At 35.6% G+C, this 22,708-nt stretch carries 26 protein-coding genes; 8 read left to right on the plus strand and 18 right to left on the minus strand.

Annotated features, from left to right (window positions below; all coding sequences use genetic code 11):
• Positions 1-80: 80 nt before the first annotated feature.
• Together QQS39_RS10390 and QQS39_RS10395 are read left to right on the plus strand one after the other, a co-directional pair.
• Complete coding sequence (locus QQS39_RS10390; RefSeq protein WP_151435304.1) at positions 81-464, plus strand: DUF805 domain-containing protein; 384 nt, start codon at positions 81-83, stop codon at positions 462-464.
• Between the two features lie 391 nt (positions 465-855).
• A complete protein-coding gene (locus QQS39_RS10395) occupies positions 856-1,701 on the plus strand; it encodes a siderophore-interacting protein (protein WP_151435305.1) in 846 nt (281 codons plus the stop codon).
• Positions 1,702-1,789: 88 nt separating this feature from the next.
• Here QQS39_RS10395 and QQS39_RS10400 read toward each other — a convergent pair whose 3' ends face one another.
• The 6 genes from QQS39_RS10400 to phoH form a co-directional block, all read right to left on the minus strand.
• A complete protein-coding gene (locus tag QQS39_RS10400; RefSeq protein ID WP_265576309.1) occupies positions 1,790-2,482 on the minus strand; it encodes a fimbrial biogenesis chaperone in 693 nt (230 codons plus the stop codon).
• A 25-nt stretch (positions 2,483-2,507) separates the two neighbouring features.
• The gene (locus QQS39_RS10405) at positions 2,508-3,587 is read right to left on the minus strand and encodes a fimbrial protein (RefSeq protein WP_151435307.1); all 1,080 of its coding nucleotides are present in this window, start codon (positions 3,585-3,587) and stop codon (positions 2,508-2,510) included.
• A gap of 11 nt (positions 3,588-3,598) precedes the next feature.
• On the minus strand, positions 3,599-6,112 hold the full coding sequence (locus tag QQS39_RS10410; protein ID WP_349497254.1) for a fimbria/pilus outer membrane usher protein: 2,514 nt from the start codon (positions 6,110-6,112) through the stop codon (positions 3,599-3,601).
• A 13-nt stretch (positions 6,113-6,125) separates the two neighbouring features.
• Positions 6,126-6,818, minus strand: a complete 693-nt coding sequence (locus tag QQS39_RS10415) for a fimbrial biogenesis chaperone (RefSeq protein WP_285804471.1) — start codon at positions 6,816-6,818, stop codon at positions 6,126-6,128.
• 50 nt (positions 6,819-6,868) lie between these two features.
• On the minus strand, positions 6,869-7,459 hold the full coding sequence (locus QQS39_RS10420; RefSeq protein WP_100160253.1) for a fimbrial protein: 591 nt from the start codon (positions 7,457-7,459) through the stop codon (positions 6,869-6,871).
• 479 nt (positions 7,460-7,938) lie between these two features.
• Positions 7,939-8,724, minus strand: coding sequence for a phosphate starvation-inducible protein PhoH (phoH, locus tag QQS39_RS10425; protein WP_151435310.1), 786 nt, complete (start codon positions 8,722-8,724; stop codon positions 7,939-7,941).
• Positions 8,725-9,074: 350 nt separating this feature from the next.
• Between phoH and QQS39_RS10430 the strand changes: the two genes are divergently transcribed.
• Complete coding sequence (locus QQS39_RS10430) at positions 9,075-9,518, plus strand: methyltransferase family protein (RefSeq protein WP_285804472.1); 444 nt, start codon at positions 9,075-9,077, stop codon at positions 9,516-9,518.
• Positions 9,519-9,533: 15 nt separating this feature from the next.
• Here QQS39_RS10430 and QQS39_RS10435 read toward each other — a convergent pair whose 3' ends face one another.
• Positions 9,534-10,517 carry an endonuclease gene (locus tag QQS39_RS10435; RefSeq protein WP_285804473.1) on the minus strand — a complete coding sequence of 328 codons (984 nt, stop codon included), beginning with the start codon at positions 10,515-10,517 and terminating at the stop codon, positions 9,534-9,536.
• Between the two features lie 253 nt (positions 10,518-10,770).
• On the opposite strand from QQS39_RS10435, the gene QQS39_RS10440 reads away from it, so the two are divergent.
• Complete coding sequence (locus QQS39_RS10440) at positions 10,771-10,953, plus strand: hypothetical protein (protein ID WP_036912881.1); 183 nt, start codon at positions 10,771-10,773, stop codon at positions 10,951-10,953.
• Positions 10,954-10,957: 4 nt separating this feature from the next.
• Here QQS39_RS10440 and QQS39_RS10445 read toward each other — a convergent pair whose 3' ends face one another.
• The 7 genes from QQS39_RS10445 to QQS39_RS10475 form a co-directional block, all read right to left on the minus strand.
• Positions 10,958-11,431 (minus strand): threonine/serine exporter, encoded by a 474-nt coding sequence (locus QQS39_RS10445; protein WP_285804474.1) that lies wholly within the window; start codon positions 11,429-11,431, stop codon positions 10,958-10,960.
• Entirely contained in the window at positions 11,422-12,225 is an 804-nt protein-coding gene (locus QQS39_RS10450) for a threonine/serine exporter family protein (RefSeq protein ID WP_099075539.1), read from the minus strand. The genes QQS39_RS10445 and QQS39_RS10450 overlap by 10 nt, the downstream gene beginning before the upstream one ends.
• 301 nt (positions 12,226-12,526) lie before the next feature.
• Positions 12,527-12,940, minus strand: a complete 414-nt coding sequence (locus QQS39_RS10455) for a hypothetical protein (protein ID WP_285804475.1) — start codon at positions 12,938-12,940, stop codon at positions 12,527-12,529.
• Positions 12,941-13,150: 210 nt separating this feature from the next.
• The gene (locus tag QQS39_RS10460; protein WP_151435314.1) at positions 13,151-13,588 is read right to left on the minus strand and encodes a universal stress protein; all 438 of its coding nucleotides are present in this window, start codon (positions 13,586-13,588) and stop codon (positions 13,151-13,153) included.
• A gap of 66 nt (positions 13,589-13,654) precedes the next feature.
• Positions 13,655-13,993, minus strand: coding sequence for a hypothetical protein (locus tag QQS39_RS10465; RefSeq protein WP_072064066.1), 339 nt, complete (start codon positions 13,991-13,993; stop codon positions 13,655-13,657).
• A 118-nt stretch (positions 13,994-14,111) separates the two neighbouring features.
• A complete protein-coding gene (locus tag QQS39_RS10470; RefSeq protein WP_036912874.1) occupies positions 14,112-14,540 on the minus strand; it encodes a universal stress protein in 429 nt (142 codons plus the stop codon).
• A 142-nt stretch (positions 14,541-14,682) separates the two neighbouring features.
• The gene (locus tag QQS39_RS10475) at positions 14,683-15,567 is read right to left on the minus strand and encodes an NAD(P)H-hydrate dehydratase (protein ID WP_285804476.1); all 885 of its coding nucleotides are present in this window, start codon (positions 15,565-15,567) and stop codon (positions 14,683-14,685) included.
• Positions 15,568-15,848: 281 nt separating this feature from the next.
• Here QQS39_RS10475 and QQS39_RS10480 point away from each other — a divergent pair, with 281 nt between their 5' ends.
• From QQS39_RS10480 to QQS39_RS10495, 4 genes are all read left to right on the plus strand, one after another.
• Positions 15,849-16,070, plus strand: a complete 222-nt coding sequence (locus tag QQS39_RS10480; protein ID WP_006536484.1) for a DUF2594 family protein — start codon at positions 15,849-15,851, stop codon at positions 16,068-16,070.
• Between the two features lie 746 nt (positions 16,071-16,816).
• The gene (locus QQS39_RS10485; RefSeq protein ID WP_151435316.1) at positions 16,817-17,182 is read left to right on the plus strand and encodes a hypothetical protein; all 366 of its coding nucleotides are present in this window, start codon (positions 16,817-16,819) and stop codon (positions 17,180-17,182) included.
• 412 nt (positions 17,183-17,594) lie between these two features.
• Entirely contained in the window at positions 17,595-18,572 is a 978-nt protein-coding gene (gene hemB, locus QQS39_RS10490) for a porphobilinogen synthase (RefSeq protein ID WP_072064069.1), read from the plus strand.
• Positions 18,573-18,783: 211 nt separating this feature from the next.
• Positions 18,784-19,248 carry an HIT family protein gene (locus QQS39_RS10495; RefSeq protein WP_151435317.1) on the plus strand — a complete coding sequence of 155 codons (465 nt, stop codon included), beginning with the start codon at positions 18,784-18,786 and terminating at the stop codon, positions 19,246-19,248.
• A gap of 108 nt (positions 19,249-19,356) precedes the next feature.
• Here QQS39_RS10495 and QQS39_RS10500 read toward each other — a convergent pair whose 3' ends face one another.
• The 4 genes from QQS39_RS10500 to codB form a co-directional block, all read right to left on the minus strand.
• Complete coding sequence (locus tag QQS39_RS10500; RefSeq protein WP_285804477.1) at positions 19,357-19,701, minus strand: low molecular weight protein tyrosine phosphatase family protein; 345 nt, start codon at positions 19,699-19,701, stop codon at positions 19,357-19,359.
• 2 nt (positions 19,702-19,703) lie between these two features.
• A complete protein-coding gene (locus QQS39_RS10505) occupies positions 19,704-19,922 on the minus strand; it encodes a hypothetical protein (protein ID WP_285804478.1) in 219 nt (72 codons plus the stop codon).
• A gap of 257 nt (positions 19,923-20,179) precedes the next feature.
• Positions 20,180-21,457, minus strand: coding sequence for a cytosine deaminase (locus QQS39_RS10510; protein WP_285804479.1), 1,278 nt, complete (start codon positions 21,455-21,457; stop codon positions 20,180-20,182).
• A complete protein-coding gene (codB, locus tag QQS39_RS10515; protein ID WP_196736284.1) occupies positions 21,447-22,697 on the minus strand; it encodes a cytosine permease in 1,251 nt (416 codons plus the stop codon). The genes QQS39_RS10510 and codB overlap by 11 nt, the downstream gene beginning before the upstream one ends.
• Positions 22,698-22,708: the final 11 nt, after the last annotated feature.

Here is a 22,708-nt window from a genome sequence, read left to right on the forward strand (position 1 = left end):
ATTTAGATTTATCTTAATTGCTAAGAAAGATCTCTTACACTAGGCTTACGTATTGTTGCTACTAAATTAAGGATGAAGTCATGAATTGGTATTTGGAAGTCATTAAAAATAATTACGCTAACTTTTCAGGCCGTGCTCGTAGAAAAGAATATTGGATGTTTACTCTAGTAAATACCATTATTATTGCTGTTTTATACGCTATTTTAATTTCATCAGTAGATATGAATACAGGTGAAATGAGTTCACTAGGTTCAATTGCAGGTATTATTATAGGTATTTATTCTTTAGCAATTATCATACCTAGTCTTGCAGTGACTATTCGTCGTTTCCACGATCAAGATAAATCAGGTTGGATGTTCTTACTTGCATTTATTCCTGCTGTTGGTGGATTAATTGTTTTTGTCTTTATGTGCCTTGAAGGTACTAGAGGTGACAACAGATTTGGCCCAGATCCTAAAGCTTAATCTCGTGCTGAATTAATATAACAATACAGTGAGTATACCTACTATTAAGTTTACTCACTGTATTAATTGATTTTCCTACCTTTTTTACAATCATCTAAAAACACGCCTTCCTTTAAAAAATAACACCTCTTCATCTCATGAAGTATTGTAATTTAGTATTTTATTTACTTCTGACTTTTTTGATTAATGATCCTAAGTTATTACATTAAGCTTATTGCATTGATTTTTAAGTTTTTTCTTTATTGTTAATTTGAACTTAATCACATTATATAAGTAAAAAATACGCATTCCTTTACTAAACCAACGTTAATGTTGATAATGACTATCATTATTAATTGAAAATGATAATATCTACGTCGATAAAACAATTAAATGAGTCAGGTAAAAAAACGTGAGTAACCAAAAAACACCTCAAGAAAAAAATATTTATAAACCAGCGCCTCCTCGCCTAGTTCAAGTAAAGCGTATTACTGATGTTACACCGGGAATGCGTTGTATCACCTTTACGAGTGATGATTTAGATACTTATCCAGCAGATACTGCCGGGGCGCATTTAAAAATATTCTTACCTTTAGAAGGCCAAGTTAAACCAACAGTGCCGGGCTTTTCTGAAAAAGGTCCTAAATGGCCTGAAGGCGAACCAAGATCGATTGTACGTACTTATAGTGTTCGTGCTATTCGCCCTGAACAAAAAGAGTTAGATATTGAATTTGCAGTACATGACGATGAAGGCCCTGCTATTCATTTTGCGCTAAATGCTAAACAAGGCGACTATATTGGGATCACTAATCCCGGTGGCCCTGATCCTTTATTAGCACCCGCATCACATTACTATATGGCAGCAGATCCAAGTTCATTACCTGCTTTAATGGCTTTAATTGAAACCATGCAGCCTAATGTTCAAGGGAAAGTCGTTATACGAGTAGAAGACGAAACGCATCGTCAAGAAATTAAACGTCCTAGTGGCTTAGAGATAATCTGGTTAATTGGTTCTGTTGAAGAACAAACTCAAAACTTAATTAATGAATTTATGTCGTGGGAATTACCTGCTGAAGATGTCGCATTTTGGATTGCAGGTGAAGACAAAATTATTCGTGCATTAAGACGTCATATACGCCGTGATAATGGTTACGATCGTAGCTTGATTTATGCCATTCCTTATTGGCGTTTTGGTTATGACGAAGAAGGCTATCACGCTGAACGTCACCATGTTATGGATAACGAAGACGTAAGCTAAGCAATAAATTAAAAACTAAGCGTTGGCTGTACAGGCTGCATATTAATTTCATTAATAGTATGCGGCCTTTTTTATTGTACAAATATAATTAATGTATATTCTTCTTATCTTGCTGATAATTTCCATCATCATCGATATAGATAACCGTAATTACTTGGTTCATATCAGTTTGCTTTTGATATTGAATGTGCTGTTTTGCAAAAGGAGCCACCATAATAGCATTTGTTAATAGTGCTTCTTTATCATCAAAATACATCTTTGAAATTGTAAAGTAATAAGCTGTAGGGTTATTTATTGCTAAATATTCTCCATGATGAGTTATTTCTATTTGTTTAAAAACGTCCTCTGTCGTTAACTTAAGTTGCGCTGGACGATAAAAAAGCTTGATTCGTGTTTGCAATGCTAATTGCAACGTACTGAAGTTTTCTTTATTTTCTGGTTTAGGTGCTATATCTAATACATTTAAATAAAAAACAGATTCTCTATCTTTAGGTAACCTATTTTCTAATTGTTGTATTTTTAATTGTAACCCACCATTTGCAGTCATTTTCGCCATAGGTGGAATAACAATAAAGGGTGCCGTTGTTGTTTCTGGTGTGGAAGCAACATTTCCTTCATCCACCCAACTTTGTATTAATGTTGACTGCTCACTTTGATTAAAAACTTGTAACAATATTATTGAGTTGTCGGTAGGAAATATTAAACGAGTGCGCTCAAGTACCACACTTGCATAAGTAAAATGTGTTATTAACATGAATAATAGAATTAAAACACCTTTCATTTTCGCTTCCATTTTTTATGGCTTATTAATCGTAAGACATCACAAGTGTTGCTGTACTTGTCATTTTTCCTTGAGTGACTGAATTAATATTATAAGGGTAATAATAAGCACCCATATTTATCGAAAATGCAGAGGATATGCTGCCACCTTGATTAACACTAAAAATACTAGTCGCACTACCTTGTGTATTAATATTGTCAGATAAAATAAGCGGGCTTGCCGTGTTATCACTTTTTACTACACGGAATCCGACACCACCTGCACCTTGTGCTGTTGTGTTGGTTAATATAGTTTTGTCCGTTGCCAATAAATTCTGGCTTGATAAAAACATATTAATGTTACGTGATGCTTTTGAACCGCTCAAAAAGTCTTGGCAAGTAAAGTTTAATGTAAAAGGGGTATATCCTGCTTTATCTACCGTTTTTGCATCTTTGACGCTAATTAACGGCAATGAAACAATTAAACCTGCATTAGAAAAATTACATGTTGTCATCACAGGATTATATGTAATTTGCATTGGCTGTAAGAAAATATCGTTTTGATCAACCGGCCACTGCCACGTTAATAAAAATTGAATTAATTTAGTGACAATATTCAATAACCATTGAACAAGCCCCAAACTGGATGCATCAGAGGCTAAAATAACTGGTGAAACAATTGCTGTACTGCCACTAACTTCTGTGTAATTACTTGAGGGTTTGCTACTTAATAACGTAAATTTCAATGTAAAGTTAGTATCTAAATCTGAAGCAGGATGTGTTCCCGCTTGAATATTCGTTACATTATCTTTTTCTAATGACGTTAACGTAATAGAGACAAACTGCTTACCACCATTAAAACCAATTGTCCCTGTCCGTCCATCATTAAAAGGTGAAGCGATACCCACTGTATTAGGAAATAATATTCCTCTTGCTGTGCATGTAAATGTGCCCGGAAATGTTGTTCTACTCGGTTTTGTGGTCGTTGTTGAAAGACTATTTAAATCTGCAGATAAATCAAAATTAATGTTGGGTGCAGTAATAGTGCTAGTGGGTTTACAGTTAGCAATTGCCTGCTGGCTTATTGTTCCTAATAGCATTAAAAATATAAAGGCAGATGATTTCATAAGACTTTCCTTTATCGACAGATATTACTATTTTTATCCATCGAATTAACTAAATGATTAATCACACACTCTGTTTTTCCTGCTTCATTTAATTTAATCGAGACAGAAGAAGGTAACGCATCACTTTTTAAATAAAGTACACTCGATTGCCCAACATAACCGATACTCTGTTTCTTATTATTTAAAACTTCAGTACCAAAAGGTAAGCTTTCATCATTTTCTAAAGAAGCTCTGATAATGAACGTTTTTCGCTGATCCGTGGTTAATGTGAGATGATTAACAGCACCTAAATAAGGCGTAACATGCGTTATATTTCCTAAAACTTCTGCATTCGATGGATATTCTGTATTTGTTAATGTATAGGTATTCGTTCGATAAGGGATCGTATTCGCGACTAAAACAACACCTTGATTATTGGTTAATGTCGCTTTATTCCCATTGACCATCATATTATTCGCCATAGGCGCTTCAATAATGGTATAAGTTTTCCCAGTATCCCCAGAAAACGCAATATGGCTAGGAATAGCAACGATAGTCCCTCGGGTTCCCAACCCACCTTGGCGATAATTATTTGCTTCAGTATAAGAGGCAGATAAAGTGCTATAAGGATGGCGATAGCTCACATTAGCACCGACTAAATTATTTCCACCCGTTTGGTTAGAGCCTGTTAAGGTATAATTAACCAAGTCATCTTTACCTGCTGTTCCACTCATACTTAATGTAGATTGCTGATAGTGTGAATCAGTGACATAAACCGAAGTATTAATATTTGCTCTTTTATCAAAAAATGAAATGGGCACACTGACGTTTAAATAATAACGAGTTTCTTCTTTATTATCGTAATTTCTTAATTTCGATACCGAAAGATTATAAGCAATATCTTTATAGTTATTTGAATAACCTAGTTGATACTCTCGATTAGTCTCATCAGTATTCCAATAATTTCGATGCGTTCCTGAAAGGAAAATAACACCACGCTGCCCACCTAAATATTGATTAAGATTTATGGTAAACGTATTTTTTGCTCTAGAACCGCGTAGTGCATCAAAGGTTGTGAGATCTAAATCCGAAGCGGCATTATTATTTCCCTGCTGTTTAGCAAGATCATTTTGATAATCTTTCCAAGCTTGGTAATTATCATGAGAGTAAATCGAATCCACAAAGCTATAATAATCACGGGTAGAGTAACGGTAAGCCGCCAGTGTTAAATTAGTTAGTGTGGCATCCATATATTTACTATATGCAAGACGAAAACTTTGCCCTGTTTTTTTGCCTGTTTGCAGATCTGCACTTGCATGAGTGATATCTGCGGAAATCGCCCCAAATTTGAAATTCCAACCACTACCAATCAATGCCGAATAATAGTCTTCGCTGGCAATTCCCCCTGCATAAAGCGTAACAAGGTTATTAACACCATAATGGAATTCACCTTGGGCAAATTTAGGTCGATAATCGGTATTATTAATACGTGACTCCCCTACCATCACGTTATAGCGATATACACCTTCTTTTAGCATATCGGGAACGGCTGAAAATGGCACAGTAAATGACTCTCTTCTGCCATCCGCTTCTTGAACCACCACTAACAGATCACCACCACCAGCTGTTGGCTGAATATCACGAAAAGAAAATTCACCAGGGGGCACATTTTCTTGAAAAACTAAGTTTTCATTTTGATAAACACTAACTAATGCGTTTGTTTGTGCAACGCCACGAATAATAGGCGCAAATCCTTGACTTGAATTAGGTAGCATTCCCATTTCAGTCGCCAATGAAGCGCCTCTAAATGAAATACTAGTAAAAAGTGCGGCTGGCGTATAAAAATCACCTATCGTTAATCCCGCAGTTATTTGACTTAATGCTTTATAAATATAACGGGTATTGTTTTTCCATTGACTTTTACCATGAGAGTAATAGGAATAGTTTGATTCATCTCGAAATTGCCATGTGCCTAAATTAATGCCTGAATTAATATTGGCAAAAAAACTCTCGTTATTACTCTTATTTCCTTTTTTCTCTTTATAGTTATAGTAATTTAAATTATAAGATAAAATCAGTGCAGAAATACCTTGTTCCCAATAGCTAGGATCAACATATCCTACTTCTGATTGTTTGACAGAAATCTGAGGTGCTGTGATATCTAGTCTTAATCTATTAATATCTAATGTTGAAGCAACCCCCGTCGCCAGTTCATTAGATAAAATTGTTTTTTGCTGTGTTATTTTTTGCTTTGCTGACAAAGACAAGTTTAAACCTAACTTATTTACATCATCCGATTCAAAACTAATCCCTGCATTATTTCCTAACACATTGACTTCAAATTGCCCTTTCCATGCCTGATTAACATAGACATCAACAAGTTGCTTTCCTTCTGGTATTTTATCATCAATATAAAATCGTGAAATATCGCCATTCTTTGATTTCCCTACTAGTAAAGATGTATCAAATCCCTCTGCATACAGATTTTGAGTATAATTTTGCATTCCTAAAAAGATAAGAACTGAGAGGTATTTTGAATTATTCACGATGTTATCTCTATTAGAGTTTAATATTCTGTGATTTATAAACACCAAAATCATCAACATAAATAACAACAGCGGAATTGCTTTTTAATTTATTAATTAAAGGTAACTCACGAGAAGATAACGGTGGGATCATTTCAGAATCGACAAGCGTAATACGGGGTGTCTCTTGTGTAGAAATAGAGGCTATCGTGAAATGATACTGTGAGTTATTTTTAACTAAAACTTTATCACCATTTAATTGATAAGTTATTTTCTCATTAACAAGTTCTGGTTTATCAGTTAAATCTTTTGGACGATAGAAAACTTTAATTCTTGTTTTCATTGCTAATTGTAAATAGCTTTTTCCTTTTAATGCTTCGGCATTTTCTGGGATATCGAGAATATTTAAATAGTATACTTGTTCAACATTTCCTGATGATTTTTCATTGGAATTTTTTATTCTTAATGTCTGACCTTGTCTACCTGCTATTTTTACAATTGGTGGATATAAATAAAAAGGAGAGTTTGCATCTTCAGGCGTAGAGTTTATATCGCCATCATCAATCCAACTTTGCACGAGTGAAGCTAAATCACCATTGTTGGTTAATTGAAGATTAACACTATCTGTTCCTTCATAATAAATAACCCGTGTACCATTAATAATAATATTAGCAAATACACTCGTTGGTAATATCAATGCCATTAAAAAAACGATTAACTTTTTCATTATAAACATCCTAAAAAACCAGACCCAATATTGAGTCTGGTTTTTTTATATTATAAATAAGAAACAGTATAGATAACGTTAGAGTGTACTGGCCCTGTTTTAGCGGCTGTCGCATTTGTTTTATAGTAACTGGCAATTAAACGTAGAGTATCTGAATCAGGGGCGGTTTTATCGCCTTTAATACCTGTATCAAAAGTTGCGTTCAATGGTATAGCAACTGTTGGTGCCGCAGGTGTTGATAAACTAAAGCCAACATTCTTTGCCACTAATGGATCATTTTCATTCGCGGTATCATTGACTAAATATAATCCACTGGTGGAAATCGTATTTGCAGATGAGAAATGTATCTTTAAATTACTTCCACTTGGCGTAGATGCAGGAGCACAATCAGAGAATGTCAAAGCAAACTCTTTTTGGTTTTTGGCAATAACAGTACTCGCCGTTGTTCCAGCATCTGTTACGGTAATAGGATCTAATAAAATAGAAAAGTCCGCACTGTTTCCTCCATTAATTGTACAGGTGGTATCACTAATAGCACCAGAGAAAGAGATTATTCCACCAGCGCTGTTGGTTGCAGCAAATGCCGACGTCGACAATATAGCCACTGATAATAATGACAGTGGGAGTTTATTTTTAAGCATATATAACCCCAAGAATAGACAAATATTTAATTAGCAAAAATAAGCTTCTATTATTGCCATCATTAACTAAAGGTGATGAAAGGAGACCCTAGTCAATTTGATATTAGTCATAATTTAAAAAACCAACAAATGAATTTATCCGCTTTTTTAAATATGTGACTTAAGTCAAATTAAATTTATGGTTATATTTAGTTAATATATAAATGTATTAATATTTAGCATTACCATATAATTAGAAAATCATAAATAAAAAAACAATAACAATTAATCTATTAATAACCAATCAAAAAAGGAGTGTCTATAAATGAGCTGATTTATTTGGGAATTATTTATTTTAATTAAATATTCCAAAGCTAATAAAAATAAAAAAATAGAAATAAACTCACAAAAAAACTTAATTTTAAAAATAAGAATCAATAAAGATAAAGGCCACATTAATATGTGGCCTGTTTATTTTACATAGCGATCTTAGATCCTATTTAATCGTTATAAGCTGCTAATACATGCTGACATAATGTAGAGCGTACACAATCTTCTTGCATAAATTTAATCACACCCACTCGATTATTAGCCTTAAATCGAATCAAACCATCCGCTAATCCAGACGGTACATTTGCAGGTAAATCACACTGTGTAATATCTCCATTAACCACAACGGTGACATTTTCCCCCATTCTGGTGAGAAATAATTTCATTTGATTGACAGTAACATTCTGCGCTTCGTCTAAAATAACAAATGCATTTTCGAAAGTACGACCTCGCATATAAGCGAAAGGCGCAATTTCGACTTTACCGATTTCAGGTCGTAAACAATATTGTAAGAATGAAGCGCCTAAACGTTTAACTAATACGTCGTAGACAGGACGAAAATAGGGTGCAAACTTTTCAGCAATATCACCAGGTAAGAAACCGAGATCTTCATCCGCCTGCAACACAGGTCGAGTAACAATGATACGTTCTATTTCTTTGTTAATTAAGGCATCGGCTGCCATTGCAGTACTGAGAAAGGTTTTACCACAGCCCGCTTCTCCTGTAGCAAAAATAAGATCTTGATGTTTAATTGCATTCATATATTGGCGTTGTACTTCATTGCGAGGAGATAACACACGTTCATCACGTTTTTCTCTCGCCATACCAATAGTATTGATATCCCCAAATCCCGGTAAAACCATAACATTATCTCGATGCGCCCCATTACGTTGTTCTTTACGTGAGGTGCGTTTATTTTCTCGGCGTAAACGTGTTGCTGCTTTTTGTCTACTCATAGTGGTATTTACCCTTGTTAGTCTTCAAAAAGTCATCGACATCTCTGTTTGTATTCCATTCACTTACCGATGAGTCCCCTTCAGACTCTGTTTAGTCGCAGAAAACAAAAAAACCGGTCACAATCCTGAACATTAAACATCAATGAACGGTTGTTGCCGGTTTTCTGTGAGTAACGAGATATTTCCATTGCTTCTATCATTCATATTCCCCATCATGGAGTTAGAGTGAAAATTAACGAAGCTTTATGACAGTATAATGACAAAAGAAAAATATTTTCAATACTGAGATGATTTATAATGAGATGAACTTAACATAAAAATAACAATAAGTGTTATTTTTGGGGGAGTAAATGAATTTCTTGCGATTACCTTTTATTTATTGGTTACTACTTAACCTAATTCCATTTATTGGCTTTGAACTTCATTCTGGCTCTCTCAAAATGGGCTTCTTTTTTTACCTCGGTTTACTCACCATTACCACTTCTGGGATCTGGCTTTTTTATTGCCTCTCATTTTTTATTAAACAAAAAACATCGCCTAATCCCAATCACACACCACGACAATTAGTAACAAATGGCCCTTATAAAATAAGTCGCAATCCTATGTATCTTGGTTTCTTAGATATTAGTATCGGGCTATTTTTTATTTTTGGTAATTGGGGATTTTTGGGCGCGGCTATTGCGTTTTATTTTATTACTGATCGCTATACGATAATACGTGAAGAGAAAATCTTAAGTGAATTATTTCCACAAGCGTGGCAACAATATTGTCGCCACGTTCGTCGTTGGATGTAATCTAAATAATTACGATTAAGGCTGTTTACAGTTATTAGCTAAACGGTAACCCGCCTTAATGGCATCACTCTCTGTTTTAAACAAAACCGCATTTTTATCTGACATTGTTTTATAACCTGAGCAATGCGCAAAATGGTAGATCTTGCTATTCACATTACCTTTAATATATTCAGATTGTGATGCATTGGCTTGCTTAGGTGTTTCAGTTTTAGCTTTAGTGACTGGCGTACTATTTGTTGCAGATAATCCCGCACCACTGTTTTTATGTCCTAATTGCCATTTCATTTCACCTGTCACAAAGGGATTGTGATATCCAACAATACGAGCAATACGGCTATCACGCTCTTTTTCCCATGCTGTTGGTGGATAAGCATTATCCCAAGCCATTAATAACTGTTGCTGCTGGCGTGACATCGAGAGGTTATAACGATCATGTAAGTAGAAATAAACCCTTGCTACTTGTCCTTTAACTTCATTACGCGGTTCAAAGGTACGTGAAGCAAAGTCAACACGGCTACGGCATTGACCATATTGGTAAGGCGCTTGTGCAGGTAATTGACCAAAACTAAAATTGCTACGATCACCATTAACTTCACCAATAGATGGAGCTAAATTATGTAAATCTGCTTCAATTTTGCCAAATACAGGATCGTTTTTCACACAATTAGCTCGGCCACCATTTTGCCAACATTGGCGTTGATGACCAAAAACCCATGCAGGAACAATATGCTCCCACTCAATACGTTCCGCTCTTGTTTGTTGAGTTCTAACTTTATAACCACAACTGGCTAAATCAACACGTCCCCCCGATTTACCTACCCATTTCCAATCACAGCCACAATAAAGAGTCCCTTGTGAGTTTTGATTTTGATCATAATAAATACGTTCTTTTGCTATCTCTTTCGCTTTTGTAAAATTTTCCGGTGCTTGAGCTTGCACATTTAACGTAATAAAAAACAAACCCAACACAACCGCGGTATAGTGTAATATTTTTCTCAAAGTGGTATCTGCCTTACTTTTTATTTTATTAAAACTAATAAGAATTATCTTTAATAACCAACTGATAATCTTATTTTTGTTTAGCCTAATCTTACCTTTTTTTTATTTATTTTGGGCAATCTTTCTTGCTATTTTTTGTATAAAAAATAAAACAATAAGCGTGAATGGTGATAGAAAAAGCCGTTATTCTCGACATTAACGCAAAAGGGATTTGCTATGGTTTAGTCCATCAATGATTTGGAGAAATTTAAAAATGAATGAGAATATGCTGAATTTGATGGATGAATTAGTCGAGATAACAAAAAAGCATGCGAATAACGAAGATGTTAAAGCGCATGCCAGTTTAGAATCTGAGAATAAATTACGAATTCAAATTATTATTTCCGATAAAAATGAACTGGACATAACATTAAACTCTCTGCAACACGCGATGTAAGTCATTATACACTCGGACGCTTGCGATATAACCACAATCCCGGCAAGGATAGCCCGATAGAGAGCGCACCGACAATAAATGAAGCTTTAAGGAAATTAGTAACTAAAGCTTCAAAAATTTCCGCGCTATAACCAATTTGCGTTAACTTCACCACTGAGATCATCGCTATATATGCATTTATTCCGGGGAACATCGGAATAACCGCTGCAACAGTAAAGACTTTAGGGTGTGCAAGCCACCAGCGTGACCATTGAATACCAATGCACCCCACTAAAATCGCGGCACAAAAACTTGCCCATTCAATGTTCATACCACTCATTACTAAAACCGTACGAGAGCCGTGACCTATTGCGCCTAATAATGCACAATATTTTAATGCCCTTGAAGGCACATTAAATACCATCGCAAAACCCACAGCAGGAATAGCGGCTAAAATCATATCTTCAATTAGGGTAAGAATTATCATTATTATGCCCAATCTCTTAACCCCCATACCGCCATGGCTAAAATAACCCCTAAACAGGTTGCCAATGTTAACATTGTTGCCATTGCCCAACGCGCTAAGCCAGTATTAACGTGCCCTTTAAACATATCAGCAACAGCATTAATTAAAGGAAATCCGGGAACCAACAATAAGACGCTGGCAGCCATCGAAATAGTCGCCGTCGTTTGAAAATAAGAGAGCTTTAATAATAGACCTGAAACTGAAGTCGCCACAAATGCCGTAATACAGAAATTAATTAATGGATTCATTTGACGATGTGTTAATGCTTGGCGTACAAACATACCAAGACCACCACCAATGGCAGAAACTAAAAAGCCATCCCAATTACCACCATTTAATTTAGAGAAACAACCACAAGATAAGGCAACCATAAAAATAATCGCCCAACGTGGATAACGTAATGGTTTTATATGCTCAAAGCGTTTTCTGGCTTCATGAATATCTGCAAGATGATGTTCAACCAAAATAACAATATGCTGAACTTCGGTTACAACATGCATATTAATGCCACGATCGACTATCTTTCGTGTTGATGTTTGGCAATGCCCGTTAACAATCGTGGTTAATACAACTGCATTAGCAGAAATTGCGCTTTCGACTTGATGTACACCTAAAGCTAAACCTAGACGGGTTGAAAGCTGTTCGACTAACATACTTTCTGCGCCATGTTGCAATAACAACAACGCAGTTTGAATACATAACTTGGTAATTTCCCGCTGTTTATCTTGTGAAATGGCTGTACACTCCGCCATTATCTCATTATCCATACTATGCCTTAGTTTTAATCAAAAACGTGCCACTGCTAATATAAAGTTTATCAGCATAGCTCGTTTCTCGCTCTATTATCTTTCAATACTATTATGAACAAATAAAATATTTTAGGCAGTAAGTAGATCAATTTTATCGATGGATAGCCATAAATATTGGCATAGGAAAGTACAATACAATGATAAATACCCATTCTTGTTTTTAAATCGCATCATCAAATAGCTATCACTTTTTTAATAAAAAAGCACTCATACAAGTGCTTTATAAACTAATTTAATGCAGGAAATTAATAAGATTTAATTACTTCATTAATTCATCAGCTTGGATATACGATCCATCCAGCGTTTCTGCAACAAATACAGAAACACCATAAACAGCAGAAATAACAGAAGAGAGTTGTACTAATTGCTCTTTATCATTTTTTTGTGGATCGGCAGTCATTATCATGCCAGCGCAATATTCACTAAGAAGCGCTTTCCCCTCTTTAAGCCAGCGCCTAACCGCTTTCATCCCCTCCATATCTTCTTTTTTATGCTCTTTATCTTTTTTGTTGATAGATGGGTAAACCAAGGCAAATTTTCTTTTTTCGTTTAGTACAACATCCATTTCTGCAATCCAGTTATTTGCATCTTCCAATGTTTCTGGAAAAATTTTCATCGTAATAACAGGAAATTGTTCAACATCCATAACAACAAAATTTTTATTATTCAACATAATACTCATCTCTAATTAATAATAATCACCTCACTTTAGAATGACTATCATTCTCAATCAATAAAGATCCGAGTATTTAAAATAAAACCGCATTAATAAGCAATCACACGCGCAGATCAATTTAAAATAGCAATGCTTAAATACAAAAATAAAAAACCCCTAAATAGATATCTAGGGGTTTCATACTATTTTCTAATATTTATAAAGATTTTAGCGAACAACTAATACGGATTGTTTGGCATAAGCGACAATACCTGATGCATTGGAGCCTAATAGGTGTGTTGAAATACTTGGACGACGAGAGCCTATTACAATCAAATCAGCATGAATTTTTTCAGCAAGCTCTAAAACTTTATCTCTCGCAGAACCAAATACGGCTGAAAATTCAACTTGTTCAGTTGGTAAATCGATACCATTAGCTAATTCTTGCAGTTGTTCTTGTACACGCTCAAGTGCTTTATTTGCAAAAGAACTGAGCATGTCATAATGGTAACTATAACTAATAGAGAAACGTGAAATATCAGGAATAGCATGGAAAAGATGCAGTTTTGCACCTTCTAATTTGGCAATATAAACAGCGTGTTGTAAGGCTTTAGTCGTTAACTCATCTTCTGAAATATCAACAGGTACTAGAATTGTCTTGTACATAGCAACTCCTCATTATCAGATTATTGTCTGTTTATTATTGTAGCGTTGAACCCACAGCTTGCTTATTTAATCTTCCTCAAGATGCCATTTATGCAATTGTCGATGAATAAAAGGTGTCACTACAAGCCCAATTGATAAAATAAAAACACACTGAAGAAATAAACCATAGATTGCAATAAAAAAGCGCCCTGTTGGGGTTGCAGGTGCTGGCTCTACCGGTTGACCACTTAACATAGAGATTGCATTTAATGAAGATTCCATAAAGGTATGCCCTTCAATTAAATAAAACCCTAATACGCCGGGTAATAAACCTAAGAAAAAGAAAATAGAGCCTATTACATAATAGCGTAAGATGCGTAGAATAAAATGATCGAGCCTTAAAAGTTCTTCGGTAAATTTTTCCATTCTTACCCACGTTCTAGACTATTTATTCAATAAACTGCTTATTGAATAAATAAGTTAAGCTACGCAAAAAAACTAAAAAATATGCTATGAGGAATGCTCATAGCATATTAGTAATATATTAACGAACAACTAACACTGAAATTTCAGCATAGCGAACAACGCCCGCAGCCGTAGAGCCTAATAAATGAGTGCTAATATTAGGTCTACGTGAACCAATCACAATTAAGTCTGCTTGAATATCTTTTGCTGTGACTAAAATTTCATCACGAGGGGAGCCAAAAGTAACCGTATAAGCGACCTTTTCAGCAGGCAAATCCACCGAATCTACCAACATTTGCATATCATTTTCTGCTTTTACTGTCGCTTTATCTTTAATTTCTGGATAACCCAATGAATAAGCATTAATGATTGCTGAAGAGATAGGAAGAACATGAATTAAGTGTAAGTTAGCTCCTGTTTCTTTTGCTAAATACACAGCATGTCGTACCGCTTTACTGGTTAACTCTTCTTCCACAATATCAATAGGCACTAAAATCGTTTTATACATAATAACTCCTCTCAACTCTCCATTTGCCTTAATCTTATCGCAATAACCCAAAGATTACTGTGAGTGAATTAACTAAAAACAACCTAATCTTAATATAAACCTACTTTAATTATTAATACGTTAAGCTAAAAAATAAAAGTGATTATTCAAAATAGTTTGCATTATGTTGCTGTGTTAACGTCCATATTTGATTGCGAATATTTCGGATAGCATCAATCAATTCTGATGCAGTTAATCCTATTGGTCCAATACCTTTTTTAACTAAGAGATCTGCCGACATTCCGTGTATCCAAACGGCACTTTTCACCGCATCCGACATTGACATTCCTTGTGCTAAAAAACTGCCCATAACGCCTGTTAGCACATCACCACTCCCTGCTGTTGATAATCCACTATTACCGGTTGTATTAATTGTGATTTCGCCTTTCGGAGAAGTCACTACGGTATGTTGACCTTTAATAATTGCCCAACAATGATAAATCTTCGCAATTTCTTTCGCTGCTTCTTCTCTATTATTTTGAATATCATTTAGCGTGCAATTAAGCAAAATAGACGCTTCTTTAGGATGTGGGGTTAATACACAGTGCTGATTAAGTGAGAGTTCTGATTTAAAATTGGCCATGAGTACTAATGCATCCGCATCAAAAACATAAGGTCTATTTTCATTACGCTGTACTAAAACTGTTGATAAGATTTCTTCAGAATTTGCAGATAATCCCAATCCACACCCAATCGCCCAAGCAGAAATATCTTGCTGATTTATCAATGTTTGTGCTGTTTTAAGCATAAGCTCTGGCGCACTATCAATAAAAGGAATAGGAAGTTGTGACTGAGCAAAACCAAGAAATACCTTCCCACACCCTGCTTTTAATGCACTTTTACCTGCTAATACAATAGCACCGCTCATTCCTTCTGAGCTACCTACAAGACCTAATGTGCCGAATGTTCCCTTATGTGTATTTCCTGATTTGCGCTGATAAAGTGCGGGATAATGAGTGATGGCATGTAATAGTTGTTCTTCATTCATATTATTCTTATTCTCCCTTCTTTTTCTGCATTTTTTCTTATTGCTCACAATGGTTGCTTTACCACATTTTGTTTGTATTAACGTTCAATGCATAACGTTCAAAGTATAGCGTGATTTCAACAAACAAATGGGATCACTGGCTATTTTGTCTCTTTATCATGCTAACAATTTCGATATGATAAAATGCTTTCATTATCACTATTCATACCTCGCTGAGACTTTGCTATTCTTATGACCTAGCTTGATATGATTTATAAATTAAAGACAAAGGAACGTAGATAATGAACGAAAAGTTTAAAACACAAGCAGATGTAGAAACATTGGCAGAAGAAGTGGCTTGCTTAAAAACACTAGTCACCTATATGTTAAAAGCATTAGGTCAAGCAGATGCTGGGCGTGTTATTTTAAATATTGAACGTGCTATTGCAGAAGTTGATGACGAAAAACAAGCAGAGACATTCCGTAATACGATTAGCCAAATTAAGACAGCCTATCGTCAATAATCCGTTTATTTTCGAATTGAGTATTTGCACATATTTTTATTCTGTTTTCTAACCTTTTTGTGCTGCACAAATAAACAAAATTTGATTTCAAATTTCCTATATACTCAATCTCGAAATAAACCATTCTTTATTCATTTAGCTACCCCTCTATCCTTGTAGAGGGGATTTTTTTCTCTTTTACCCACTTCAATATTTCTATTCAAATTATTTTTATATTACTCAAATGATAATGAGTTTGTTTTCTTTGGGTGTTTTTAACTAATAGTTACCATCAAACATTCTTTTTGTTTAATATTTTTAATGTTATTTAGATTAAATAATAAAATTAGAGTCTTTGCTATCATTGCCCGCATGAGCACAAATTAACCTATTAAATACAATGTGTTAAAATCACCTTAATGATAGCTAATGATCATTTAACTATTTTTTATTCTGAACTTTATATTTAAAACATACATTTTATTATTTTTAACACAAATAAAAACTGACCATTTGAAATGTAAATAAAGATAAATCCTAATATTATTATATTTTTAGTTATTTTATTTATTGTGAATTGTAAAATTTATTAAGACAAAAGTTGCTAGCTTATTGTCCCTAAACGCAATTATAACGAAAATAGTTAAAACCAATAGGGTTAAAAACATTAACCATTTATATTTTTACACTTATTCTGATTTATCGTCACTCCTGTTTATATGTTACACTACAATAAGTATGTACTAAAAAATAAACATGAGGCTAAAATGAAACCACTTCTCTTATCTCTGCTATTATTACCTGCTGTTGCGTTCGCAAACCCAACAAAAATGGCTGATGATTACTGCGATACCTTTAAAGATATCTCAATTAAAGCTTATGATACAAAAGAGCCAGCAGAGAAAATTGCTAAAGATGCAATGGCCTCTCTGAGTGCGAAGAAATTTGATTTTGCAAAACTAGAAGCAACTGAAGCGCAATTCACTGAAGGTGCTATTGAAGTTGTTAATTCTTTACGTGAAGCCAAATCTGAAATTGGCTCTCGCGCAGAATTCCAAGACGGTTTAACTCAAATTGTTGCGGCTTGTAAAATTCAAATGGTCGCTGCATTAGAAGAAGAGACAAAAAAATAATCTTCTCATTAAAAAATGAGTAGCAATCAATTTAAAGAGTAGAAATTATCCTGCTCTTTTTTCTTTCCCCCTCACCTATTCTTCTATTCTTCTATTCTTCTATTCTATAACTAACTTCCTATACTCTAAATAATTCAAAATGTAGCTAGGCGACAAGTGAATGAGTCGCTAGGAGCATACATAAGTATGTGACTAGTGCGAATGAACATAGCCAACAACGCTACAGTTTGAAGTATGACGAGTAATGAATGAACATAGCCAACAACGCTACAATTTGAAGTATGACGAGTAATGAATGAACATAGCCAACAACGCTACAGTTTGAAGTATGACGTGTATTCTATCTATTGATATTAAGGTTTATACTACCTCGGTAAATACTTGTTAGTACTGGCCATAAAAAGGAGATATTGTGAGCAACGAACAATCCATCCAGCGTTTAAGAAGACTACGCCAGTCCGAAAACCTGCGCGCGCTCTTTCAAGAAACAACACTGACTAAAAATGATCTCGCTCTGCCTATCTTTGTAGAAGAAGGGCTTGATGATTACCAACCGATTAAAAGCATGCCAGGTGTCGTTCGTATTCCTGAAAAACGTCTTGCTTATGAAATTGAACGTATTGCAAAGGCTGGCATTAAAACTGTCATGACTTTTGGGGTATCCCATCACCTTGATGAAACAGGAAGTGATGCTTGGAAAAGTGATGGCTTAGTTTCTCGCATGTCTCGTATTTGTAAAGATGCAGTACCAGAAATGATTGTCATGTCTGATACCTGTTTTTGTGAATACACATCGCATGGTCACTGTGGTGTTTTACATGGTGAACATGTTGATAATGACGAAACTATCTATAATTTAGGGCTTCAAGCGGTTGCTGCTGCACAAGCGGGTGCTGATTTTATTGCGCCATCAGCAGCAATGGACGGTCAAGTTGCCGCTATTCGTGCCGCTCTTGATAAAGCAGGATTTAGCGACACCGGTATTGTTTCTTATTCGACTAAATTTGCTTCTGCCTTATATGGTCCTTTCCGTGATGCAGCAGGCTCTCGCTTAATTGGTGATCGTAAAACTTATCAAATGAATCCAATGAACCGCCGTGAAGCGATCCGTGAATCATTAATTGATGAGCAAGAAGGCGCTGATATGCTGATGGTAAAACCAGCGGGTGCTTATTTAGATATTATTCGTGATGTACGTGAACGCACTTTATTACCTTTAGCCGCTTATCAAATCAGCGGTGAATATGCTCAAATTAAATTTGCAGCATTAGCTGGTGCAATCGATGAAGATCGTGTGGTAATGGAAACTTTAGGCTCAATAAAACGCGCAGGTGCAGATTTAATTCTGTCTTACTTTGCGCTTGATTTAGCGGAAAGAAACCTTCTGTAATTTGCAGCTATTCCGAACCCTTAGTAAGTTTCGTTACTCGCTAAGGGTTTTTCTTTTTAATATCTTCTTTCTTCCCCCCTTTCCTTTTATTCTTATCATTTTGATTTTTATTATCATTACTTGGTTAAGTTTTGAAAAAAATTACACATAAAGCTATCTTTTTAGCATTAATTTTGCTGAGATATCAGCTCATTTTTGGCTAGAGGTTACTATGGATAATTGTATTTTCTGTCAAATCGTTGCTGGAAAGGCACCTTGCCATAAAATTTGGGAAGACGAGCACCACCTTGCATTTCTGTCTATATTTCCAAATACCAAAGGCTTTACCGTTGTTATTCCTAAAAAACACTATCCAAGTTACGCTTTTGATCTTAGTGATGAAGCCTTAGCTTTATTAGTGATTGCGACAAAAAAAGTGGCAAAAATCTTAGATAAAACATTTCCTGATGTTTCTCGTTCAGGAATGTTTTTTGAAGGATTTGGCGTTGATCATGTTCATAGCAAACTTAGTCCGATGCACGGTACTGGTGATATGACAAAATGGGCGCCTATTGAAAATAAACAGAAAATTTTCTTTGATAAATATCCGGGTTATCTTTCATCGCATGATTCTGAACGTGCTAGTGATGAAGAACTTGCACAATTAGCGGCGCTGATCAGAAAAAATAGCCGATAATGAAAATCTAATCCGTTCTTCTGATATTTATCCATATATAAAATTTTCAGATATAAAAAACGCCCAGTCTTATTTTAGGCTGAGCGTTTTTTTATCAAGATCAAAACATTATTTAGTTTGAAGCTGTGCTTCCATTGGTAAATAAGGCCGAACTTTCTGTTCGAGGAGTTCAATTAATGCCGGATCATTAAAGCGATAATTATCAGATATTCCTAATACATGGGCTTTTTTATAGCGCATGGCTGCCGGAAAATGTGCAGATAATCGATTTAAATGTTTAGATTCCATGACAAGCACTAAATCAGCCCATTTTAGTAATTCATTATCAACCACACATTGCGCATCTTTGCGCGTACCCGCTGAAAGTGTATTAATGCCTTCTCTATCTGCAAACAACAGTTCTGCGGTCGGGCTTCGCCATTGATTTTTACTGCAAATAAATAAGATATTCATTATTACTCACTATCAGATAACGCATTTAATCGACGCTGACTACGAGAAATTCTTGGGTATTCAATTCCAAGTTGCTCAGCTCTGGTCATTTTTAGTGATCGAGTATATAAATTAGACCATTTTTTTTCTGGTTTAAACATCTCTCGTGAACAACCCATTTCTTGATGTTTATTTTTGCGGTTAACACATTGGCGCCAACCACGATCTCTTTGTATAGACATAAAAAACCTCTCAGATTAAAGGGATAGCAGCCGCAGTAATACGGAGAGGGTCTAACCGTGCGTTATTCTAGTTGAATCGAGTAAATCTGCAATGGTTTATTTTTACACAAATGCGAATAAGCGAATTTTTATTTATCTGGCAAAATATTTAGCAAAATAAAAAGAAAACAGGTGTTAAATCTTTATAAAAAAATAACGGATAAGTGATTAATCAACTTATCCGTTTTATCTGTTATTCGAGGATCTAACTTGTTAGATTATTTATAATTAACTGGTGTCGGTTTATCTAACATAATTGCTGTTTTCGCAGGCTCTGTTTGTGCAATCACTTTACCGTGACGAATTGAATAACGCACAGGCACTTGACGACGTAAAGCATCAAATCCATTATCCGCAGGCAGAATAATAAAGTTTGCACTATTTCCTATTTCGACACCATAGTCCGTTAAAGCCAATGTTTTCGCACTGTTATAGCTAATTAACTGTAACCCATTATCAATTTGACCATAACCCATTAATTGGCAAACATGCAGCCCCATATGTAGAACTTGGAGCATATTTGCTGTGCCTAATGGATACCAAGGATCAAAAACATCATCATGACCAAAACAAACATTAATATTGCTTTCTAGCATCTCTTTTACACGAGTAATACCACGACGCTTTGGATAAGTATCAAAACGACCTTGCAAGTGAATATTAACCAAAGGGTTTGCCACAAAGTTAATACCCGACATTCTTAATAAACGGAATAAACGTGAAGTATAAGCCCCATTATAAGAATGCATTGCGGTTGTATGACTTGCTGTCACTCTTGAACCCATATTTTCTTTATGTGCTAAAGCGGCAACAGTTTCAACAAAACGAGATTGTTCATCATCAATTTCATCACAATGAACATCTATTAAACGATCGTATTTTTGTGCTAATGCAAAGGTTTTATGCAGTGATTCAACACCATATTCACGCGTAAATTCAAAGTGTGGAATAGCACCAACAACATCCGCACCTAATTTTAATGCTTCTTCTAATAAAGCGTCACCATTAGGATAAGATAAAATGCCTTCTTGCGGAAAAGCAACAATTTGCAAATCAACCCAAGGTTTAATTTCTTCTTTCACTTCCAGCATGGCTTTTAATGCTGTGAGTGATGCATCAGAAACGTCCACATGGGTTCTAACATGTTGAATACCATTAGCAATTTGCCATTGAAGCGTTTGCCATGCGCGTTGTTTAACATCGTCATGAGTTAACAACGCTTTTCTTTCTGCCCAACGCTCAATACCTTCAAATAACGTTCCCGATTGATTCCAATTCGGTTGCCCTGCGGTTTGAGTTGTATCTAAATGAATATGAGGTTCAACAAAAGGAGCGTGAACTAAACCACCTTGCGCATCTAATGCTTCAGGATGAAAATTATTTTCAGGTTGTGGCTCTATCGTTTCAATTTTATTGTTCTTAAGCGTAATACGCCACAAACCGTCTTTTCCAACTAGACGAGCATGATTAATTTGTTCGATATTCTTACCCAGCATGACTTATCTCCGCTTGTCGAGCTGTACGACGATTTAATATTGGATTTAACACAGCATAACTAATTGCACCGCCTAATACTGCATTAACAGGTACGATGCCTGGTAACCAGTGCCCTGCCATAATACCAATTGCAACTGCCAGTAACGCTACCCAGTTAACCGATTGCATCGTGGCAGCATTAAAGGTGTTATAGCGTGCTTTGTTCATCAGATAATCTGCAATAATAACGCCACCAACAGGTGGGATCGCAGCAGATAAAAAGGTTAACCAGCCTACAAAGTTATTATAGAGCCATAATGCACACAGTGTACCGACAATGCCATTTATCACTGAAAGCTTTTTACTTGATAAGCCTGTAATATTGGCAAAGCCTAATCCAGAGGCATATAACGCATTATCATTGGTTGTCCAAATATTTAAGCCGAGCACGATAATCGCTGGAAGTAATAATCCTTGCGCAATCATCACATCCGAAATATCTGCCATTCCCAGTGAGGCGGCACCAGCAGCACCAAAGACAAACATCAATGTATTACCTAAGAAGAAGGCAATAATTGCGACTACCACTGCGACTTTAGGGTTTCGTCCAAAGCGAACAAAGTCAGCCGTAAGCGTTCCCGCACTAATAAACGATCCGACTACCATTGCCAGCGCCAAATTGAAATCTAATGACTGAGCGGGTTTAACGTCCATTAACGTTGAAAGCCCGCCCATATCATGTATAGCAAGATAAACAGAGTAACTGCCAAGGATAGCGATAGCTGGAACAGCAATGATAGAGAGAATGGTGAGAGCAGAAATGCCGAAGAATACAGTGATGGTCATTAAAATGCCGGAAACGGCGATGAGGAGATTAATATCAATACCAGTGGCTTTTCCTACCGGAATGGCAAACATTGCCACACCCACACCAAACCAACCAACCTGAGTACCACCGAGTAAAAATGAGGGAAGCCAAGAACCTTTAATACCGAAAGAGTAACGCGCGAGAAGATGAGTAGTAAGACCTGTTTTTGAACCAATAAAACCAAGAAATGCGGTGTAGATACCAAGAAGAAGATTACCAATTAGAACTGCGAGGAAGAAATCATTAAAGGAAAGACCAGTACCAAGAGCGCCGCCAGTCCACATACTGGCTGAAAAAAACGTTAATCCCAACATCACAAAGGTTAACGCCAATCCACCCTTTCTTGCGGATATGGGCACAGGGCCCTGACTATAATTGTTGTCCTGAGACACTTTAACCCCCT

This window comes from Proteus appendicitidis, assembly GCF_030271835.1.
Lineage (GTDB): Bacteria > Pseudomonadota > Gammaproteobacteria > Enterobacterales > Enterobacteriaceae > Proteus > Proteus appendicitidis.

What these genes read in the sequence shown, in the direction of transcription:
- QQS39_RS10475 (WP_285804476.1), bottom strand. Translation starts at nt 15,567, where the DNA reads ATGAATGAAGAACAACTATTACATGCCATCACTCATTATCCCGCACTT.
- QQS39_RS10460 (WP_151435314.1), bottom strand. Translation starts at nt 13,588, where the DNA reads ATGTACAAGACAATTCTAGTACCTGTTGATATTTCAGAAGATGAGTTA.
- QQS39_RS10430 (WP_285804472.1), top strand. Translation starts at nt 9,075, where the DNA reads ATGAATTTCTTGCGATTACCTTTTATTTATTGGTTACTACTTAACCTA.
- QQS39_RS10420 (WP_100160253.1), bottom strand. Translation starts at nt 7,459, where the DNA reads ATGCTTAAAAATAAACTCCCACTGTCATTATTATCAGTGGCTATATTG.
- QQS39_RS10450 (WP_099075539.1), bottom strand. Translation starts at nt 12,225, where the DNA reads ATGGATAATGAGATAATGGCGGAGTGTACAGCCATTTCACAAGATAAA.
- QQS39_RS10470 (WP_036912874.1), bottom strand. Translation starts at nt 14,540, where the DNA reads ATGTATAAAACGATTTTAGTGCCTATTGATATTGTGGAAGAAGAGTTA.
- QQS39_RS10505 (WP_285804478.1), bottom strand. Translation starts at nt 19,922, where the DNA reads ATGTCTATACAAAGAGATCGTGGTTGGCGCCAATGTGTTAACCGCAAA.
- QQS39_RS10405 (WP_151435307.1), bottom strand. Translation starts at nt 3,587, where the DNA reads ATGAAATCATCTGCCTTTATATTTTTAATGCTATTAGGAACAATAAGC.
- QQS39_RS10455 (WP_285804475.1), bottom strand. Translation starts at nt 12,940, where the DNA reads ATGTTGAATAATAAAAATTTTGTTGTTATGGATGTTGAACAATTTCCT.
- QQS39_RS10500 (WP_285804477.1), bottom strand. Translation starts at nt 19,701, where the DNA reads ATGAATATCTTATTTATTTGCAGTAAAAATCAATGGCGAAGCCCGACC.
- QQS39_RS10485 (WP_151435316.1), top strand. Translation starts at nt 16,817, where the DNA reads ATGAAACCACTTCTCTTATCTCTGCTATTATTACCTGCTGTTGCGTTC.
- QQS39_RS10440 (WP_036912881.1), top strand. Translation starts at nt 10,771, where the DNA reads ATGAATGAGAATATGCTGAATTTGATGGATGAATTAGTCGAGATAACA.
- QQS39_RS10480 (WP_006536484.1), top strand. Translation starts at nt 15,849, where the DNA reads ATGAACGAAAAGTTTAAAACACAAGCAGATGTAGAAACATTGGCAGAA.
- QQS39_RS10400 (WP_265576309.1), bottom strand. Translation starts at nt 2,482, where the DNA reads ATGAAAGGTGTTTTAATTCTATTATTCATGTTAATAACACATTTTACT.
- QQS39_RS10465 (WP_072064066.1), bottom strand. Translation starts at nt 13,993, where the DNA reads ATGGAAAAATTTACCGAAGAACTTTTAAGGCTCGATCATTTTATTCTA.
- QQS39_RS10495 (WP_151435317.1), top strand. Translation starts at nt 18,784, where the DNA reads ATGGATAATTGTATTTTCTGTCAAATCGTTGCTGGAAAGGCACCTTGC.
- QQS39_RS10390 (WP_151435304.1), top strand. Translation starts at nt 81, where the DNA reads ATGAATTGGTATTTGGAAGTCATTAAAAATAATTACGCTAACTTTTCA.
- QQS39_RS10510 (WP_285804479.1), bottom strand. Translation starts at nt 21,457, where the DNA reads ATGCTGGGTAAGAATATCGAACAAATTAATCATGCTCGTCTAGTTGGA.
- QQS39_RS10415 (WP_285804471.1), bottom strand. Translation starts at nt 6,818, where the DNA reads ATGAAAAAGTTAATCGTTTTTTTAATGGCATTGATATTACCAACGAGT.
- phoH (WP_151435310.1), bottom strand. Translation starts at nt 8,724, where the DNA reads ATGAGTAGACAAAAAGCAGCAACACGTTTACGCCGAGAAAATAAACGC.